The organism is Hymenobacter ruricola (assembly GCF_015694525.1).
Lineage (GTDB): Bacteria > Bacteroidota > Bacteroidia > Cytophagales > Hymenobacteraceae > Hymenobacter > Hymenobacter ruricola.
This window is the reverse complement of record NZ_JADQDM010000005.1, coordinates 205,419-222,904: the sequence shown is the minus strand read 5'-3', so window position 1 is coordinate 222,904 and position 17,486 is coordinate 205,419. Positions and strand designations below refer to the sequence as shown.

Sequence of the window (17,486 nt, the reverse complement as noted above, 5' to 3'; positions counted from 1 at the left end):
GCTTACACCACGCCCAGCTTCACCAGCGCGTCCCAGAGCACCACCCCGGCTGCCACGCCCACGTTGAGCGAGTGCTTGGTGCCAAACTGGGGGATTTCCACGGCCAAATCGCACAAGGCGAGCACGGCGTCGTCTACGCCGAACACTTCGTTGCCCAACACCAGGGCCAGGGGCCGCCCCGGCACGGGTTGGAATTTCGGCAACGCCACGCTGCCCGTGGTTTGTTCCACGGCTATGACTTGATAATCAGATTTTTTTAGCTCGGCCACGGCCGCCACCGTTTCCACCCGGTATTCCCAGGCCATCGATTCTTCGCTGCCCAGCGCGGTTTTGGTGATTTCGCGGTGCGGCGGCCGCGGCGTGATGCCGCAGAGGTAGATTTTTTGGAGCGCAAACGCGTCGGCGGTGCGGAAGATGGCGCCCACGTTGTGCATGCTCCGCACGTTGTCGAGCACCAAAGCCACCGGGCTTTTGGGCGTACTTTTGAAGTCAGCCACCGGCAGGCGGTTTAGCTCGGCCATCGTGAGTTTTCGCATGGTCAATTGCGCGAACTTTGTGGCTCGCATCATCGGTTTAAACGTTGCTGATTGATTGGTTTGAGCCGTTTCCCTGCTCCGTGGCGCGGGTTGCCCGGGCCCGACTAAGCCTTTGATATCTTCTCAAAACGCGGACTACAAAGTTCGCGCTACTTTGCTACTTGCCTTGTCTGCACCCAAAAAACAGTTCGTCATCAAGTCCGTCGGTCCCGACCACATCACGCCCGGCTCGCCCGTCGACACGCCCCTGATGAAGCAGTACTACCTGCTCAAGCAGCAGCACCCCGGCGCGGTGCTCCTGTTCCGGGTGGGCGACTTTTATGAGACGTTTGGGGAGGACGCCGTGACGGCCGCGCGCATCCTCGACATCACGCTCACCAAGCGCGGCGGCGGCACGCCCAACGAGATTCCGCTGGCCGGCTTCCCGCACCACGCCCTCGACAATTACCTGCCCAAGCTGGTGCGCGCCGGCCAGCGCGTGGCCATCTGCGACCAGCTCGAAGACCCCAAGCTGGCGAAGGGCCTGGTGAAGCGCGGCATCACAGAGCTGGTGACGCCCGGCGTGAGCATGCACGACAACGTGCTGGAGCGCCGCGCCAACAACTATTTGGCCGCCATTCACTTCGGCAAGGCCGAAGCCGGTATTTCGTTTCTCGACATCAGCACCGGGGAATTTCTGGTGGCGCAGGGCACCCTGGACTACCTCGGCAAGCTGCTGCAGAATTTCAGCCCCGCCGAGGTGCTGTTCTGCAAGAAAAGCCGCGGCGAGTTCGAGCAAACCTTCGGCCCCGATTATTGCACCTACGCGCTGGACGAATGGGTTTTCGGCCCCGACTACGCCCACGACACCCTCACGCGCCACTTCCGCACCACTTCGCTGAAAGGCTTTGGCGTGGACGGTTTAAAAGAGGGCGTCATTGCCGCTGGCTGCATCCTGCACTACCTGGCCGAAACCAAGCACACCGACATCCAACACATCGCCAGCCTCGGCCGTCTGGAAGAAGACAAGTACGTGTGGCTTGACCGCTTCACGGTGCGCAACCTGGAACTGGTGCACGCCCAGCACCCCGGCGGCGTGCCCCTCATCGACGTGCTCGACCAGACCCTGACGCCCATGGGCGCGCGCCTGCTGCGCAAGTGGATAGTATTGCCGCTCAAAGAAGTAAGTCAGATTCAGCGGCGCCTGGACACGGTGGCCGCCCTGGTGGCCGACGACGAGCTGCTGGCCGACCTCACCCAGCACCTGCGCCAGATAAACGACTTGGAGCGCCTGATTTCCAAAGTGGCCGTGCGCCGCGTGAACCCGCGCGAACTGCTCCAATTGGCCCGCGCCCTAGAAGCCGTGGCGCCCATGCGCGAGCGGCTGGCCGCCTCCGGCGTGAAGGCGCTGGTGAAGCTGGCCGACCAGCTCAATCCCTGTGCCACGCTGCGCCAAGACATTCTTACCAAAATCAAACCCGACGCGCCCATCCTCACTAACCAGGGCGGCGTGCTCAACTCGGGCATTGATGCCGAGCTGGACGAGCTGCGGGCGCTGGCGTTTTCGGGCAAGGACTACCTATTGCAGCTGCAGCAGCGCGAGCAGCGCAACACCGGCATCTCGTCGCTGAAAGTGGCTTACAACAAAGTATTCGGCTATTACCTCGAAGTAACTAATGCTCACAAGGACAAGGTGCCAAGCTCTTGGATTCGCAAGCAAACGCTGGTAAACGCCGAGCGCTACGTGACCGAGGAGCTGAAAACCTACGAAGAGAAAATTCTCAACGCTGAAGAGCGCCTGTTCGTCATCGAGCAGAATATTTATAACGAGCTGGTACTGGCGGCGTTGGATTTCGTGCCCCAGATTCAGCAAAACGCCCGCGCCATTGGCGTGATGGACTGCCTGGCCAGCTTTGCCCTCACGGCGCGGCAGCAGCGCTACGTGCAGCCCGTGGTGAACGACGGCACCGTGCTCGACATCAAAGCCGGCCGCCACCCCGTCATCGAGCGCCAGCTGCCGCCCGGCGAAAGCTACATTCCGAACGACATCTGCCTCGACCAGGACGAGCAGCAGATTGTGGTGATAACCGGCCCCAATATGGCTGGCAAATCGGCCCTGTTGCGCCAGACGGCCCTTATTGTGCTGTTGGCCCAAATCGGCTCTTTCGTGCCGGCCGAGGCGGCCACTGTGGGCATTATTGATAAAATTTTTACCCGCGTGGGCGCCTCCGACAACCTAAGCAAGGGCGAAAGCACCTTCATGGTGGAGATGACCGAAACGGCCTCCATTCTGAATAATTTATCAGATAGAAGCCTGGTGCTGATGGACGAAATCGGGCGCGGCACCAGCACCTACGACGGAATCAGCATTGCCTGGGCCATTGTGGAGCACCTGCATAACAACCCCAAAGCCAAGGCCAAGACCCTTTTCGCCACCCACTACCACGAGCTCAACCAGCTGGCCGACGACTGCCCGCGGGTGCGCAACTACAACGTGGCCGTGAAGGAGGCCGATGGCCGCATCCTGTTCCTGCGCAAGCTGCAGCCCGGCGGCTCCGAGCACAGCTTTGGCATCCATGTGGCGCGGCTGGCGGGCATGCCCACCTCGGTGGTGCTGCGGGCCAACGAAATCATGCACCACCTGGAAGTGGAGCGCACCAGCGGTGCGGTAGAAAGCGACGTGCCGACGGATTTTGACGACGTGCTGGCCGGTATTGAGGCCGGTGGGGGCCGTCAGGCCCTGGCGGTGCCGCCGGCGCAGCTACCCGCCGCGCCCAAGCCCCGCACCACGGCGGCCGTGGCCACGGCGCCGCGCGCCCAGCTCAGCATTTTCGAGCCCAGCGACCCGGCCCTGGAGCGCATCCGGGAGCTGCTGCAGCACCTCGACGTGAACACGCTCACGCCCATTGAGGCGCTGATGAAACTGAACGAACTGAAGCTGACGTTAGGGAAAGGGTAATTTTTTTGACCTGAAAATGAAGCTCAAAGGCCGCCGGAGAGAGAAATTCCACTTTCAGCGCTTGCGTCGCCAAAAAAACGCCTTACCTTTGTCGCACCATTCAGCGCTACGCAAGTAGTTCTGAACCTCCCGCGAGAGTAGCTCAGTTGGTAGAGCGCGACCTTGCCAAGGTCGAGGTCGCGAGTTCGAACCTCGTCTCCCGCTCCAAAATAAAAAAACGCTGTCTTCGGGCAGCGTTTTTTATTTATCCGCTTCCGACATGGCCGCTGCGCGCAAATGCCTTAGCTCCGATGACGAATTTCGGCGGGCCGTGGCCGAGAGCTTGTCGGTGCGGCAGGTGTTGGGCCGCATCGGACTGGTGCCAGCCGGCGGCAACTACAAAACGGTACACAGCCGCATTGCCAAGCTTGGGCTTGACACCAGCCATTTCACCGGCGCGGCCTGGAATCAAGGGGGGCGATACCGTAGTTTCGGTCGCAAGGCCACTTTGGCAGAAATACTTGTTGAGAACTCTCCTTATGCATTTACCCACGGCTTACGTGGTCGACTGCTCAAAGAAGGGTGGAAGAAGCACGAATGCGAGGAGTGTGGGCTAAGCAAGTGGCGTGATAAGCCGATTCCGTTGGAGCTTCATCATTTGAACGGAAAGCCGAATGACCATCGAATAGAAAACTTGCAGTTACTTTGTCCTAATTGTCATGCATGCACCAGTAATTACAGAGGTAGAAACAACCTAAGTCGTTGAGCCAGAGTGGTGTAATGGTAGCCACGAGGGACTTAAAATCCCTTGTCTTCACGGACGTACGGGTTCGAGTCCCGTCTCTGGTACTTAAAAGGCCCTTCATTGCAACGTGAAGGGCCTTTTGCTTTGCAGATGCGACGGGCCATGTGTCCAGGCTTGCCTTGCCGCTTCCGCCAGGAAACCGGACCTTTGCCGGCCTGGGTAGTCCTAGAAGGCGCTCAGTTTTAGCCACTGGAAATCGTATGAGCGCATTGTTCGGCCGTTGGGCCTTGGTGGGGCTGGGGGCCCTTGCTTTCTCCTTGCCCGCGCGGCCGGCCCTGGCCCAGGCGCGCCAGGAATACCTGCTTACTACCGACTGGAAATTCAGCAAAGGCGACGTGCCCGACGCTGCCAAGCCCGAGTTTAAAGATGCCAAGTGGCAAACGGTGAGCGTCCCGCACGACTGGGCTATTTATGGCCCGTTCGATGGGAACAACGACTTGCAAAAGGTCAAGATTGAGCAGAACAACGAGCAAACGGCCACCCTGAAAGCCGGGCGCACGGGCGGCCTGCCCTTCATCGGCACGGGCTGGTACCGGCGGCGGCTGGCGGTGCCGGGCTTTAGGGCGGGCAAGCGGGCGGTGCTGCTGTTCGACGGGGCCATGAGCAACGCCCAGGTTTTCGTGAATGGGCGAGAGGTGGGCCGCTGGCCCTACGGCTACAACTCGTTTTCCTTCGACATCACCGCTTTTCTGAAAGCCGGGGCCGACAACACGCTGGCCGTGCGCCTGCAGAATCAGCCCGAAGCTTCGCGCTGGTACCCCGGCGCGGGCCTCTACCGCAACGTGCACCTCCTCCTCACCGACGACGTGCACATTCCCGTGTGGGGTACCTACCTCACCACATCCGACATCACGGCCCAAACAGCCCGGGTGAAGCTGCGCACGCAGGTAGAAGCGCCCACCGGTGCCCGGCCGGCCCTGCGCCTCGTGACCGAAATCCGCGACGCGGCTGGCAAAGTGGTGGCCACGAGCACCAGCAGCCTCGCGGCGGCCGCTAAGCCGGATTTTGAGCAAAACCTGGAAGTGCCGCAGCCGAAACTGTGGTCGCCCGAGACGCCGGTTTTGTACACGGCTTCCTCCCGGCTCTACGCCGGGCAAACGCTGAAAGACGAGTACCGCACGCGCTTCGGCATTCGCTCGTTCAAGTTTGAGGCGGGCAAAGGCTTCTCGCTGAACGGGCAGCCGCGCAAGTTCAAGGGCGTGTGCAACCACCACGACCTGGGCCCGCTGGGTGCGGCCGTGAACCCGGCGGCCCTGCGCCGGCAGCTGGCCTTGCTAAAGGACATGGGCTGCGACGCCATCCGGACTTCGCACAACATGCCCGCGCCCGAGCTGGTGAGCCTGGCCGATGAGATGGGCTTTATGCTGATGGTGGAAGCCTTCGACGAGTGGAAATCGCCGAAAGTGAAAAACGGCTACAGCCAGTACTTCGACCAGTGGGCCGAAAAGGACCTGGTGAACATGGTGCGCCGCGACCGCAACCACCCGTCCGTCATCATGTGGAGCATCGGCAACGAGGTGCCCGACCAAAGCAACCCCAACGGCCCCGTGCTGGCCAAGCGCCTGCAGGACATCGTGCGCCGCGAAGACCCCACGCGGCCCATTGCCGCCGGCATGGACCGGTTCGACGACGATTTCAAGTACGGCTTGGCGCCGGTGGTCGAAATTCCCGGCTTCAACTACAAGCCCCACCGCTACGCCGAGGCGCTGAGCAAGCTGCCCCAAGGCTTCCTGCTGGGCTCCGAAACGGCCTCCACGGTGAGCTCGCGTGGGGTGTACAAGTTTCCGGTGGTGATGGCCAAGGAAAAGAAATACGACGACAACCAGTGTTCGTCTTACGACCTGGAGGCGTGCAGCTGGTCGCAGACGCCGGACGAGGAATTTGCCGCGCAGGACGACCTGCCCAACGTCATCGGCGAGTTCGTCTGGACCGGGTTTGACTACCTCGGCGAGCCCACGCCTTACGACGAGAAGTGGCCTTCGCACAGTTCCATGTTCGGCATGCTGGACCTGGCCGGCCTGCCCAAAGACCGGTACTACCTCTACCGCGCCCGCTGGAACACGGCCCAGCCCACCCTGCACCTGCTGCCGCACTGGACCTGGCCCGGCCGGGAAGGACAGACCACGCCGGTGTTTTGCTACACCAGTTACCCCTCGGCCGAGCTGTTCGTGAACGGTGTGAGCCAGGGACGCCAAACCAAAGCGAAATCCGACCGGCCCCAAACCCGCTACCGCCTGATGTGGAACGACGTGAAATACGCGCCCGGGGCCATCAAAGTGGTGGCCTACGACGCCCAGGGCAAGGCCGTGGCCGAAGAAACCGTGCGCACCGCCGGCCCGCCCCACCACATCAAACTATCCGCCGACCACACAGCCCTCGCCGCCGACGGCCAGGACCTGGCCTACGTCACGGTGCGCGTGGAAGACGCCGAAGGCAACCTCTGCCCCGATGCCGCCGACCTGCTGCAAGTGGCGGTGAGCGGGGCCGGCCGCTTCCGCGCCATGGCCAACGGCGACCCCACCAGCCTGGAGCCATTCCACCAGCCACAGATGCACGCCTTTCACGGCCAGGTGGTGGCCATCATCCAAGCCTCCAACCAAGCCGGCGCGGTGCAGCTCAACGTGAGTGGCGCGGGCCTGCAGGTCGGTGCTATGCAGTTAAAAACGGCCATTAAGTAAAAACTTTGGCCACAAAAAAGCCGGCTGCTTGAGTAAGCAGCCGGCTTTTTTGTGGCCAATTAAGATTCAACCCAAGCTATTCGCGCACGATACGGCGAATTTCGAGGCTGTTGGCGGTACGCACTTGCAGCAGGTAGATGCCGGCACCGCAGCCGTTCAGGCTCAACTCCTGGGCAGTGCCCTGCGGGTTGGGGACAGGTACGGCGGTTTGCGTCACCTGGCGGCCCAGGGCGTCGAAGACGGTGAGCGTGACGGGCTGGGCGTAGCCGGTCAGGGCCACGCGCAGGCGGCCGTCGGGGGTGGGGTTGGGGGCCACGGCCAGGCTCGTGCCCGGCAGCGCCCGCACAGCCGACAGCACCGTCAGCGCCGCCGACATGGGCGAAGTACAGTTAACGCCCCCCGTCGTAACAGTGGCCGTGACGGCGTAGGCTCCATTTGTGGTAATCGCAAGGCTTTGGCCAGTAGCCCCCACCAGAGATTGACCATCACGGAACCATTGGTTACCGATGGCGTAGCTGCTGGTCAGGGTGTTGCCGTTGCGCGTCACAACGGGGGCCGTCACGGCTGGCAGCACGCGCACGACCACCGAAGCCGTGTCGGCGCAGCCGGTGGCCGGGTTGCCCGAAGCCGTTACGCGGTAGCGGGTCGTCACCAGCGGGCTCACCGTGGGGTTGGCCTTGGTTTGGTCGGCGGTGGCCAGGCCCGGGGCCGCGTCAAAACGGAAGGTGTACGTATCGGGGATGCCCGAAGTCGTGGCCGTGGCCGAGAGCACCACCGGAGTGCCGGGGCAGGAGAACTGCGACGCGGCGGTCACGCGCACGGTGGGCGGCGGCGTCACGGTCACCTGCACGGTGTTGGTGGCCGAGCAGCCGTAGGGCGAAGCCCCGGTGGCGGTCACGGTGTAGGTATTCACGCCCACGGTGGTGGGGCGCACGGTTAGGGTCGCCCCGGTGGTGTTGGCCGGGATGCCCGGGCCCGACCAGCGGTAGGTGTACACGTCATTCACGCCAGTGGGGGCATTGGGAATGGATGCCGTCGCGACCAGGTTCACGGCCGCGCCGGCGCACACCTGCGGCAGGCTCCGCGTGATGGCCACCACCGGCGGGCCCACCACGCGCACCAAGATGGACGTCGTGTCGCCGCAGGAGCCTTGGGCGAAGCCCAGGGTCGGCGCAATGGCCAAGCGGTAGCGGGTCGTCACGGTGGGGTTCACGGTGATGTTTTGCGTGTTGGTCACGGCCGGCAAGCCGCTACCCCCCGGAGCCACCGTCCACTGGAAGAAATATTGCTGCGCCTGCGTGGTGTTGGTGGCAATGCGGCGAATGGAGTCCGGGCGTTGCACGTTGCCTTGCAGCGTGAGCGAGCCGCCCGCGCAGATGGCGGGCAGCGTGGCGCCGCCAATTCCCGTGGCGGCGGCGGTGGCCGCGTTTCCTTTCACAATGCGAATCACCACCACGCGGTTCTGGATTCCCTTAATAGGGCAGGCGTCGTCCTCGACGCGGATGTTGAGGCGGATGATGCGGCCCACGGTGGTGGGTGAGGGCTGGAAGAAGAACACGCCCCGGGGATTGGTCGAACCGTTGCCATTCAGGCTGAAGGTACCCACGTCGCCCGAGTCGAGCAGGTTGGGGTCGGTATTGATGTTGGCCGGCAGCGTCACGGTCAGGTGCTGGTTGCGGCTGGGTGTGCGCAGGTTGTCGGGGTCGGTGAAGTTGAGTTCCACGCGCGAGTAGTTGCACGAGCGCACGTCGATGCGGGTCGTATCGGCCGTGTTCACCGTCGTGGTCGTGGAGTTCACGGTCACCGGATTGGACTGCACGGGGTTCGGGGTGCTGTTGGTGCCGCAGTCGATGACGATGATGTTGGCCTCGCGGCGCACCGTGCCAATGACGCGGCGCACGCCGTTGATGCGGCGGTACTCGGTAATGAGCATGGCAATCTGGTACTTATTGGCGCCAGAGTTCGGCTGGGCCGTGGCGTCGAATATGCCGGGCGTAAATGTTAGCGTGCGCGCCTGCTGGTTGAAGCGAACCGTACGCGCCACCTTTGTTTTTAAAGGACAGGTGCCCACCGTATCGAAGCCCAGCTGGATGGGGTGGGTGGGGCTATAAGTGCCGCCCGGAACTCCGGGATAGTTTAAGAAACATGGAGCCGGATTACCGGGAATGGACCCGATGGAGGGGAAGCGGTCAGGAACGGGAAGGGCATTGTACGTCACCGGGGCACCGCAGCCCTGCAGCGGGGCGGCCAGTTGGTACACGAGCGAGTCGCCGTCGGGCTCGGTGGCGGAGTAGGTGATGGTAGTGGGCTGCTTCCAGCACACGTACTGAATCGGAATGTCCTGCGGGTCGAACTGGGGCGAGTTGTTGGCCACGGCCGTCGTGCCCTGGTTGCGGTTGTCGAGCGTGGCTTCCACGTACAGGTCACCAGCCACCACATTGGCCAGGGTGGGGCGGGCGTTGGAGAAGGTACTCAGCGTCCAGTTGCCGGGGGGCAGCGTCACGGTGGTCAGGAAGTTGTACACGTCGTAGTTGGGCAGGCCGGTCGGGCCCTGGCAGGGGCCGGCCGAGGCGGCCGCGCAGAAGGGGTTGCCCGCTTCCACGGCCCCCTGCTGCACGAACGTGGCCGTAACCGAGGCCGTCACGTTGCAAAAAGGAGGCGCGGTGTTGCCGCCGTTGCGGCAGGCCAGCACGAAGTCGCCGGGGGTGGGCAGGATGCCCGTGCAGTCGCGGTAGAGGCGGAACTTGACCCGGTACTGGTTGTTGCCCAGCGACACGTAGGTCATGTCGCCCCCCAGCAAGTGGGAAGCGCGCGCCTCCTGCGCGCTGCCCAGCAGCAAGCTGCCCAGAACCAGTAGAAAGGAGAGAAACGGTAAACGGTTTTTCATAAATGGGAAAAGAAAAAGTGAAAAGAATAAGCGTAAAATCATGGTCAGGCACCGTCTGTGGCCGGGGCGCAGAGCAAAAACAGCCTGGGTATTACCGACCACAGCTTGCCGCAATTGCGTTTCATGCACTTTGCTGCCAACCTGTAGTTGGGTTGGCAGGCTGAATTAATGCGTTGGAAGACAGAGGTAAAAAGGTTTGTGTAGTAGCGCAAGGTTCGGGGCTATAGAGTGACAAGGCACTCTTTTGCCCCCGATAAGAGCATGGACCAGTAAGTGATAATATGCCCATCCTTTTGTATTTAATTAATCCGCAATTTTGGTTCCATAATTCGCCAGTTTGTTTCCGCGTATGACTCTCCCACTACCCGAGCCCGGTGCTCACCTCCTCATTTTCGCCCGCGAGCCCGCGCTGGGCCGCGTCAAAACCCGCCTTGCGGCCGACATCGGCCCGGAGGGGGCGCTGGCGGTGTACCGGGAACTGCTGGGCGTCACGGCCGCTGCGGTGCAGGCTGCCCGGGTGCCGGCCACCGTCTGGCTGGCCGAAGCCCCTGCTCCGGCCGCCGATGCCGCCCGGCCCCGGCCCGAGTGGCCCGGCCTGCCCTGGCGCGTGCAGCCCGCCGCCGGGGACCTGGGCGAGCGCATGAGCCACGCCTTCAGCGAGGCGTTTGCCAGCGGGGCCTCCCGGGCCGTCGTCATCGGCACCGACTGCCCGGGCCTGACACCGGAGCTACTGCTGGCAGCTTTCGACGCCCTGGCTGCCCACGACGTGGTGCTGGGCCCGGCCGACGACGGCGGGTACTACCTACTGGGAATGCGGGAGTTACAGCCAGCGCTTTTTGCCAACAAAAACTGGAGCACGGCCACCGTACTGCCCGATACGCTGGCCGATGCCGCCCGCCTGGGGCTCAGCGTGGCGCAGCTGCCGGTGCTGCACGACGTGGATTCGGGCCGGGATTTGGCGAAGTGGCGGGGTACGGCGAACCAATAAGAACGGTCATGTCGAGCGTGGAGAACGGTCATGTCGAGCTTGTCGAGACATCTCGCGTGAGGAAGTAATTATTTACTCCGGCACGCGAGATGTCTCGACAGGTTCGACCTGACCGTTCCTAATTGTTCGCTAAATCAACAGATGGCCCTTACGCTACGGTGCCGCCGCAACTGGAGCCGCTGCCGGCCGTGCAGCCGTAGCAGTGCTGGTTGATGACGATGGGGCGCTGGGCCAGGGCCGCGGCATCGAAGTCGCGGATGTGCTGCACGGTGCTGGCCACGTGCAGGTCCAGCATCTGGTTGAAGTCGCAGTCGTAGAGGCCGCCGTCCCAGCCCACCGAAATGGTGTTGCGGCACATCACGCCGGCCGCCGCCACGGGGTTGAAGGCGTTGACCAGCTTTTCCATGTAGCCCGCGTAGTTGCCGGACTCAATCAAATAGTCCAGGTAGCGGCTCACCGGAATGTTGGTGATGGCGAACAACTCGTTGAACACGATGCCGTGGTTTTTCAGCAGCGCCTTCTTGAACTGGTCCTGCAGGCCCTTCTGCGAGCCTGGCAGGAAGGCCCCGGCGGGGTTGTACACCAGGTTCAGGACCAGGCCGGAGCCGGGCTGGCCGTAGCCCACAGCGTTTAGCATTTTCAGGGCCTTGATGGAGTCCTCGAACACGCCGTCGCCGCGCTGGCTGTCGGTTTTGGAGGCGCTGTAGAAGGGCAGGGAACTCACCACTTCCACGCCGTGCTTCTTGAAGAACTCGGGCAGGTCGTGGTATTTCTTGTTGGCCACGATGATGGTGAGGTTGCAGCGCACCAGCACCTTGCGGCCCAGCTTGCTGATTTCCTCTACAAACCACCGAAAATCGGGGTTCATCTCGGGCGCGCCGCCGGTGAGGTCCACCGTCGGGATGTCGGTTTGGGCCAGCGCGTCGAGGCAGTACTGCATCGTGTCGCGGGTCATGATTTCCTTGCGGTCGGGGCCGGCGTCCACGTGGCAGTGCTTGCACACCTGGTTGCACATCTTGCCCACGTTGATTTGGAGCACGGCCGGGGCCACGGGCAGCAGCGGAAACAGCGCCGCCTCGCGCAGCTTCTCATGAAACAGCGGCAGGTGCAGCGTCTCGGCCACCTCGCGGCGCAGCACGGTGAGCTGGAAAGCAGAATCAGCCAGTTGATTGCCAGTGGCTTTGAGTGACTTAATCATTCGACTTAAGAAAGAACACGCGGATGGCGACGAAAACCCAACCGTAAGAATAAAAGCAAGTTAATGGACGGAGCCGCCCGCTGAACCTTACGAGAAAGCGGAAGCCCGCAGATTTAACAACCCCGTCATTCGTAGAAATGTCGCATTCGGCGCATGGTAGTCCGCACCACCCAGTCGCCGAGCCGCGGGAAGTAGGTGTGCACCAGCACAATCAACTGCCCCAGGGCCGAAATGACGGTGCGCTGCCGCCGCCGCCGAATGTGCTCCAGGATGATGGCCGCCACCTCGGCCTGGCTTTTCTGCCAGCGCGGCGGGCGGTGAGCTATGGGCACCGGCTGCCCGTCGGCGGCCAGCACGCGCTTCTCGGGGTCGTTTTGGGTGAAGCCGATGTGCACCACCCCGAAATGCACCCCCGTACCGGCCAGCTCCAGCCGCAGGGTGTGGGCCAAGTTGGCCACGGCCGCCTTGCCCGCGCAGTAGGCCGAGCCGCTGGGCATGCCATTGAGGGCCGAAATGGAGGAAATAAACGTGACGCTGCCCCGCGACTTCAGCAGCTGCGGCAGCGCGGCCTTGAGCGGAAACACCGAGCCGTACACGTTGCTGTCGAGCACCTGCTTGAAGACTTCCGGCTGCATGTCGGCGAAATAAGCGCGCTGCGAAATGCTGGCATTGGTGACCAGAATGTCAAGCCGGCCGAAAGCCTCAACGGTCGTTTTGACCAATTGCTCGCAAGCCGCGTAGTCGGTGACGTCGGCCACGCAACTGGCCACGGCAAAGCCGGCCTCAGCCAGCGTGCGGCGGGTGTGCTCCAGCCGTTCGGCGTTGCGGCCGTTGAGCACCACGGCAGCGCCCTGCGCGCAAAGCAGGCGCGCCGTTTCGCGCCCAATGCCCGATTCGGACCCCGTGACAATGGCCACCCGGCCGGCAAACGGGCCCGGCCGGGCATCAGACGTAGCGGTGGGCTTTAAACCAGGCGAAGGATTCGGCAACGGCTTGGGCAATGGGGGTTTGGGGCAGGGCCAGCTCGGCGCGGGCTTTCTGAGCGGTAAAGTAATGGCCGTCGTTGGCCACGGCGGCCATGGCGGCGTTCAGCGGCGCCGGGCGGCCGGTCAGCTTAGCCTTTACGTCGCAGAGCTGGCCATAGATTGTGGCCAGGCCCGCCGGAATGGGCCAGCGCGGCGTTTTTACACCCAAACAACCGGCTATCAACGCAAAAGCTTCGCGGTAACTCAGGTTTTCGTTGCCCAAAATGTATGACTCGCCCACCCGGCCCATCGTCAGGGCGTTGATGGTGGCCGTGGCCACGTCGCGCACGTGCACGTAGTTTTTGCCGCCGGGCGGGTAGCCGGGCAAGCGGCCGTGGTACAGCTCCAGCAGCAGGGCGTTGGAGGTCGGCTTCGCGTCGCCGGGCCCGAGCATGAACGTGGGATGCACCAGCACCGCCGGCAGCTGCCAGCCAGAAACGGCGCGACGTACTAATTCAGCAGCAGCTACTTTGCTGTCCATGTAGTCGAGGCCGTAGCGCTGGCCGGCGTAGGGCCGGGTTTCGTCGCCGGGGCTGCTTCTGGAGCCAAAGCCGAAAACGTTGGCCGTGCCCACGTACACGAAACGGCCCACGCCAGCTTCGCGGGCCATACGCAGGGCATTTTCGGTGCCGCCGATGTTTGCCAGCAGCACGTCGGGGTTGCGCGCCGGGTTCACCTGGGCCAGGGCCGCCGCGTGAATGATGGATTCGCAGCCCCTGACTAGGGTAACCAGAGTGGCCATGTCGATGGGGCGCGCCAGGTCCTCTTCGCAATATTCCACTGCCCACTCCGCCGGGAAAGGCGGCGCGGTGCCGGGCCGCAGCAGCGCCCGCACAATGTAGCCGCGCTGCACCAGTTCCTGCACCACGTGGCGGCCCAGGAAGCCATTGGCGCCGGTAACGAGTGCGCGGCCGGCCATTAGCGGTAGTTGAGGAGGGCCTTGTAGGTGCGCGCGATGCGGGGCGGCGACACGTTGAGAAAGAACATGGCGAAGGCCGTGAGATTGGCCAACTGCACGCGGAGCCAACTGTTGGTTTCGTACTTGCGGGCCGACACCACCACGTCCTGCGGCACGATGTAGAACGAGGCTACCCGCCGAATGTGCCGGATGATTTCGAAGTCTTCCATGATGACGAACCGCTCGTTGAACCCGCCCAGCCGCTGAAACAACTCTTTGGTAATGAATAAGGTCTGGTCGCCACCCCGGCTCATGATGCCCTTAAAGCGCGTGCCGTAGCTGTTGATTCGCAGCAGCGGGTGCCGCGAATCGAAGCGGAAGCGGTAGCAGCCGGCTTCGTGGCCCGCCGCCACGGCCTGTCGGATGGTGGCCACGTAATCGGGGTGAATGCCGACGTCGGCGTGCACAAAGTAGAGAATGTCGCCGGTGGCGTGGGCAGCGCCGAGGTTCATTTGAGCGGCGCGGCCGGGCCGCGGGCTGAGCAGCACGGTGGCACCGGCCCGGCGGGCCAGTTCGGCGGTGCCGTCGGGGCTGTGGGCGTCCACCACCAGTATTTCCGCCTCGCCGCCGGGGGCGTGCCGGCGCAGGTCGGCCACGAGGCGGGCAATGCCGGCGGCTTCGTTGAAGGTGGGAATGATGACGGTGAAGGACATAGGCGGAAAGAAAGCGCAACTTCCGGATTTTTTCAAACCCGAAAGCCCCGTTGACGCCCCGCTTACGCAAACGCGGCCGCAGAGAGTTGGGCCGCTGCCAATCTTTGCGACCAACCGCCGCCGTATATTCCAGTCAACAACCCGAATTTATGAGAAAAAACCTCTTTCTGATGTTGGCCGCAGCCGCCTTCGCTGCCGCGCCGGCTGCCGGGGCCGCGCCGGGGCCGGTGGCTGCGCCCGCCGCAATGCCCGCTCCGGCCGCCGTCGACCATTCGGCTTTCGACAAGCTGCTGAAAAAGCACGTCAGCGCCAAGGGATTGGTGGACTACAAGGGCTTCAAAGCCGACCAGGCCGCCTTCAACCAGTACCTCGACCTGCTCAGCAAAAACGCCCCGGCCGCCAGCTGGAGCAAACAGGAGCAAATGGCCTATTGGATAAACGCTTACAATGCGTACACCATCCGCCTCATCCTCGACCACTACCCGGTGCAGAGCATCAAGGACATTGGCTCGAAAATCAAGATTCCGTTCGTGACCACGCCTTGGGCCATCAAGTTTTTCAGCATCGGCGGCGAGAAGATGAGCCTGGATAACATTGAGCACGGCACGCTGCGCAAGAAGTACGACGACCCGCGCATTCACTTCGCGCTGGTGTGTGCTTCCATGAGCTGCCCGCGCCTACGCAACGAGGCCTACACCGCCGCCAAGCTCGACAGCCAGCTTGATGACCAGGGCCGTGATTTTCTGAACAATCCGGCCAAAAACAAGATTGGCAAAGGCAGCGCCCAGCTCTCGAAATACTTTGATTGGTACAAGGGCGACTGGACCAAAAACGGCCAGTCGGTGGCGAAGTGGGTCAACAAGTATTCGACCACCAAAATTGACGACAAGACGCCCATTTCCTACCTCGACTACAACTGGAGCCTGAACCAGCAGTAGAAGAGCGTCATGCCGAGCGCAGCGAAGCATCTTTATCGCAATAGTAAACCTGATTGCTGCTGCGGTAAAGATGCTTCGCTGCGCTCTGCATGACGTTCAGAATTCAATCGAAACTCTAACATAGCCCTTAATTCTTCTAATGAGTTACCTCGAAACCACTGCCGACGTGTACCGCCAGGCGGCCCAGGAGCCCCAGGTGGGCCTGTGCTGCACCACCAACCCCGTGTGGCAACTGCCCGGCCTCAGCATCCCCAAACGCATGCTGGCCATGAACTATGGCTGCGGCAGCACCGTAAACCCGCGCGACCTCACCAACAGCCCCACCGTGCTCTACGTGGGCGTGGGCGGCGGCATGGAGCTGCTCCAGTTTGCCTATTTCAGCCGCCGCCCGGGGGCCGTCATCGGCGTGGATGTGGTGGACGAGATGCTGGAAGCCTCGCGCCAGAACATGGAAACGGCCGAGCAGGAAAACGACTGGTTCAAGCGCGAATTCATCGACCTGCGGGCCGGCGACGCCCTCAGCCTGCCCGTGGCCGACGAAAGCGTGGACGTGGCCGCCCAAAACTGCCTCTTCAACATTTTCAAGGCCGACGACCTCCGGCGTGCCCTACAGGAAACCTACCGCGTGCTCAAGCCCCACGGCCGCCTCGTGATGTCGGACCCTACCTGCGAGCAGCCCATGTCGGCCGAACTGCGCGCCGACGAGCGCCTGCGCGCCCTCTGCCTCACCGGCTCGCTGCCGCTGCAGGAATACTTGCACATGATTACGGAAGTCGGTTTCGGCACCGTGGAGGTGCGCGCCAAGCGGGCCTACCGCGTGCTGGCCCCCGGCCACTACGCCACCGATGAGCTCATTTACATCGAAAGCGTGGAGGTGTGCGCCATCAAAGACCCGATGCCGGCCGATGGGCCGTGCATTTTCACGGGGCGCACCGCCATTTACTACGGCGGCGAAGAACTGTTCGACGACCAGAAAGGCCACGTGCTGATGGCCAACCAGCCCCTGGCCGTGTGCGACAAAACCGCTGGCGCCCTGCTCGCCCTCGGCCGCGACGACATTTTCGTCTCGCCGTCGACCTACCACTACGACGGCGGCGGTTGCTGCTAGGCAACAGCGCCGGTCAATAGTCGCTTACCCGAACGTCATGTCGAGCCTGTCGAGACATCTCGCGTGCCGAAGTAATCCCTACGTTTGGGTTACTACCCCACGCGAGATGTCTCGACAAGCTCGACATGACGTTCTTTTTTCTCTTCCATTTTTGACAGCGGCTCGCCCTCTACTTCATAGGTTCTTGCTCGCAGTGCTTTGGCTTTGCGCGCTGCCCGTGGCTGCCCACGCCCAGGCCGCCAAACCCGCGGTGGCCGAAACCCGCCGCTACGCCATCGAAGTGGCCGGCATTCAGGTGGGCACCATGACGGCCACGCGCCAGCCACCCGTGGGCCCGGAGCAAGTGTACACGCTGGTGAGCGACGTGAAAGTGAACTTCCTGTTCTACCACCTGAAGATTTACTATCAGGTAATGAACCGCTTCCGCAACGGCCAGCTGTTGCTTTCGACCGTAGAGGCGCACACCAACCAGGGCGATTTTGCGTCGCGCACCGAGTGGAAAGGTGACCATTACACCATCCTCGCCGACCAGTACAAGCACCACTACGAAGCGACCCAAGCCCAGCCCATCCGCTACACCGTCACCGATTTATTTTTTGCCGAGCCCGCCGGGCAGCCGCGCGCTTTCGGGGAGTATTTTGGTGATTATTTCGCCCTGAGCCGAGCCAAAGACGGCACTACCCGCGCCCTGCGCGACGGCCGCGAAGACGAGTACCAGTACGCCAACGGCCAGCTGGTCACCATCATCAAGAAAAACCCGCTCAAAAACTTCATCATCCGGCTGCTGCCGTGAAG

General features: G+C 62.7%; 13 protein-coding genes and 2 tRNA genes. 9 read left to right on the top strand and 6 right to left on the bottom strand.

Annotated features, from left to right (window positions below; all coding sequences use genetic code 11):
- Window positions 1-2: 2 nt before the first annotated feature.
- A complete protein-coding gene (locus I2H31_RS12480; protein ID WP_196293366.1) occupies window positions 3-536 on the bottom strand; it encodes an RNA methyltransferase in 534 nt (177 codons plus the stop codon).
- Between the two features lie 250 nt (window positions 537-786).
- Between I2H31_RS12480 and mutS the strand changes: the two genes are divergently transcribed.
- From mutS to galB, 5 genes are all read left to right on the top strand, one after another.
- Window positions 787-3,474: a DNA mismatch repair protein MutS gene (gene mutS / locus I2H31_RS12475; protein WP_196293455.1), complete on the top strand. Its 2,688-nt coding sequence runs from the start codon at window positions 787-789 to the stop codon at window positions 3,472-3,474.
- A 131-nt stretch (window positions 3,475-3,605) separates the two neighbouring features.
- Window positions 3,606-3,681, top strand: a tRNA-Gly gene (locus I2H31_RS12470).
- A gap of 52 nt (window positions 3,682-3,733) precedes the next feature.
- Window positions 3,734-4,219, top strand: a complete 486-nt coding sequence (locus I2H31_RS12465; RefSeq protein WP_196293365.1) for an HNH endonuclease — start codon at window positions 3,734-3,736, stop codon at window positions 4,217-4,219.
- Window positions 4,220-4,302, top strand: a tRNA-Leu gene (locus I2H31_RS12460). It abuts the gene before it with no gap.
- Between the two features lie 156 nt (window positions 4,303-4,458).
- A complete protein-coding gene (galB, locus tag I2H31_RS12455; protein WP_196293364.1) occupies window positions 4,459-6,936 on the top strand; it encodes a beta-galactosidase GalB in 2,478 nt (825 codons plus the stop codon).
- Window positions 6,937-7,012: 76 nt separating this feature from the next.
- On the opposite strand, the gene I2H31_RS12450 is transcribed toward galB, so the two are convergent.
- Complete coding sequence (locus I2H31_RS12450) at window positions 7,013-9,823, bottom strand: T9SS type A sorting domain-containing protein (RefSeq protein ID WP_196293363.1); 2,811 nt, start codon at window positions 9,821-9,823, stop codon at window positions 7,013-7,015.
- A gap of 349 nt (window positions 9,824-10,172) precedes the next feature.
- Between I2H31_RS12450 and I2H31_RS12445 the strand changes: the two genes are divergently transcribed.
- Window positions 10,173-10,811: a TIGR04282 family arsenosugar biosynthesis glycosyltransferase gene (locus tag I2H31_RS12445; protein WP_196293362.1), complete on the top strand. Its 639-nt coding sequence runs from the start codon at window positions 10,173-10,175 to the stop codon at window positions 10,809-10,811.
- A 148-nt stretch (window positions 10,812-10,959) separates the two neighbouring features.
- Here I2H31_RS12445 and arsS read toward each other — a convergent pair whose 3' ends face one another.
- From arsS to I2H31_RS12425, 4 genes are all read right to left on the bottom strand, one after another.
- Window positions 10,960-12,006, bottom strand: a complete 1,047-nt coding sequence (gene arsS, locus I2H31_RS12440; protein ID WP_196293454.1) for an arsenosugar biosynthesis radical SAM (seleno)protein ArsS — start codon at window positions 12,004-12,006, stop codon at window positions 10,960-10,962.
- A 128-nt stretch (window positions 12,007-12,134) separates the two neighbouring features.
- Window positions 12,135-12,998: an SDR family oxidoreductase gene (locus I2H31_RS12435; protein WP_230687736.1), complete on the bottom strand. Its 864-nt coding sequence runs from the start codon at window positions 12,996-12,998 to the stop codon at window positions 12,135-12,137.
- A complete protein-coding gene (locus I2H31_RS12430) occupies window positions 12,955-13,953 on the bottom strand; it encodes an NAD-dependent epimerase/dehydratase family protein (protein WP_196293361.1) in 999 nt (332 codons plus the stop codon). The genes I2H31_RS12435 and I2H31_RS12430 overlap by 44 nt, the downstream gene beginning before the upstream one ends.
- Window positions 13,953-14,645 (bottom strand): TIGR04283 family arsenosugar biosynthesis glycosyltransferase, encoded by a 693-nt coding sequence (locus tag I2H31_RS12425; RefSeq protein WP_196293360.1) that lies wholly within the window; start codon window positions 14,643-14,645, stop codon window positions 13,953-13,955. Before I2H31_RS12425 ends, I2H31_RS12430 begins: the two co-directional genes overlap by 1 nt.
- 149 nt (window positions 14,646-14,794) lie before the next feature.
- Here I2H31_RS12425 and I2H31_RS12420 point away from each other — a divergent pair, with 149 nt between their 5' ends.
- The 3 genes from I2H31_RS12420 (at window position 14,795) to I2H31_RS12410 (ending at window position 17,484) form a co-directional block, all read left to right on the top strand.
- Window positions 14,795-15,583, top strand: coding sequence for a DUF547 domain-containing protein (locus I2H31_RS12420; RefSeq protein ID WP_196293359.1), 789 nt, complete (start codon window positions 14,795-14,797; stop codon window positions 15,581-15,583).
- 139 nt (window positions 15,584-15,722) lie between these two features.
- Entirely contained in the window at window positions 15,723-16,691 is a 969-nt protein-coding gene (arsM, locus tag I2H31_RS12415) for an arsenosugar biosynthesis arsenite methyltransferase ArsM (RefSeq protein WP_196293358.1), read from the top strand.
- A 193-nt stretch (window positions 16,692-16,884) separates the two neighbouring features.
- Window positions 16,885-17,484 (top strand): DUF6134 family protein, encoded by a 600-nt coding sequence (locus I2H31_RS12410; protein ID WP_317192222.1) that lies wholly within the window; start codon window positions 16,885-16,887, stop codon window positions 17,482-17,484.
- Window positions 17,485-17,486 lie beyond the last annotated feature (2 nt).

Coding starts and splice junctions, on each gene's coding strand:
- I2H31_RS12480 (WP_196293366.1), bottom strand. CDS start 536: ATGCGAAAACTCACGATGGCCGAGCTAAACCGCCTGCCGGTGGCTGAC.
- mutS (WP_196293455.1), top strand. CDS start 787: ATGAAGCAGTACTACCTGCTCAAGCAGCAGCACCCCGGCGCGGTGCTC.
- I2H31_RS12465 (WP_196293365.1), top strand. CDS start 3,734: ATGGCCGCTGCGCGCAAATGCCTTAGCTCCGATGACGAATTTCGGCGG.
- galB (WP_196293364.1), top strand. CDS start 4,459: ATGAGCGCATTGTTCGGCCGTTGGGCCTTGGTGGGGCTGGGGGCCCTT.
- I2H31_RS12450 (WP_196293363.1), bottom strand. CDS start 9,823: ATGAAAAACCGTTTACCGTTTCTCTCCTTTCTACTGGTTCTGGGCAGC.
- I2H31_RS12445 (WP_196293362.1), top strand. CDS start 10,173: ATGACTCTCCCACTACCCGAGCCCGGTGCTCACCTCCTCATTTTCGCC.
- I2H31_RS12430 (WP_196293361.1), bottom strand. CDS start 13,953: ATGGCCGGCCGCGCACTCGTTACCGGCGCCAATGGCTTCCTGGGCCGC.
- I2H31_RS12425 (WP_196293360.1), bottom strand. CDS start 14,645: ATGTCCTTCACCGTCATCATTCCCACCTTCAACGAAGCCGCCGGCATT.
- I2H31_RS12420 (WP_196293359.1), top strand. CDS start 14,795: ATGAGAAAAAACCTCTTTCTGATGTTGGCCGCAGCCGCCTTCGCTGCC.
- arsM (WP_196293358.1), top strand. CDS start 15,723: ATGAGTTACCTCGAAACCACTGCCGACGTGTACCGCCAGGCGGCCCAG.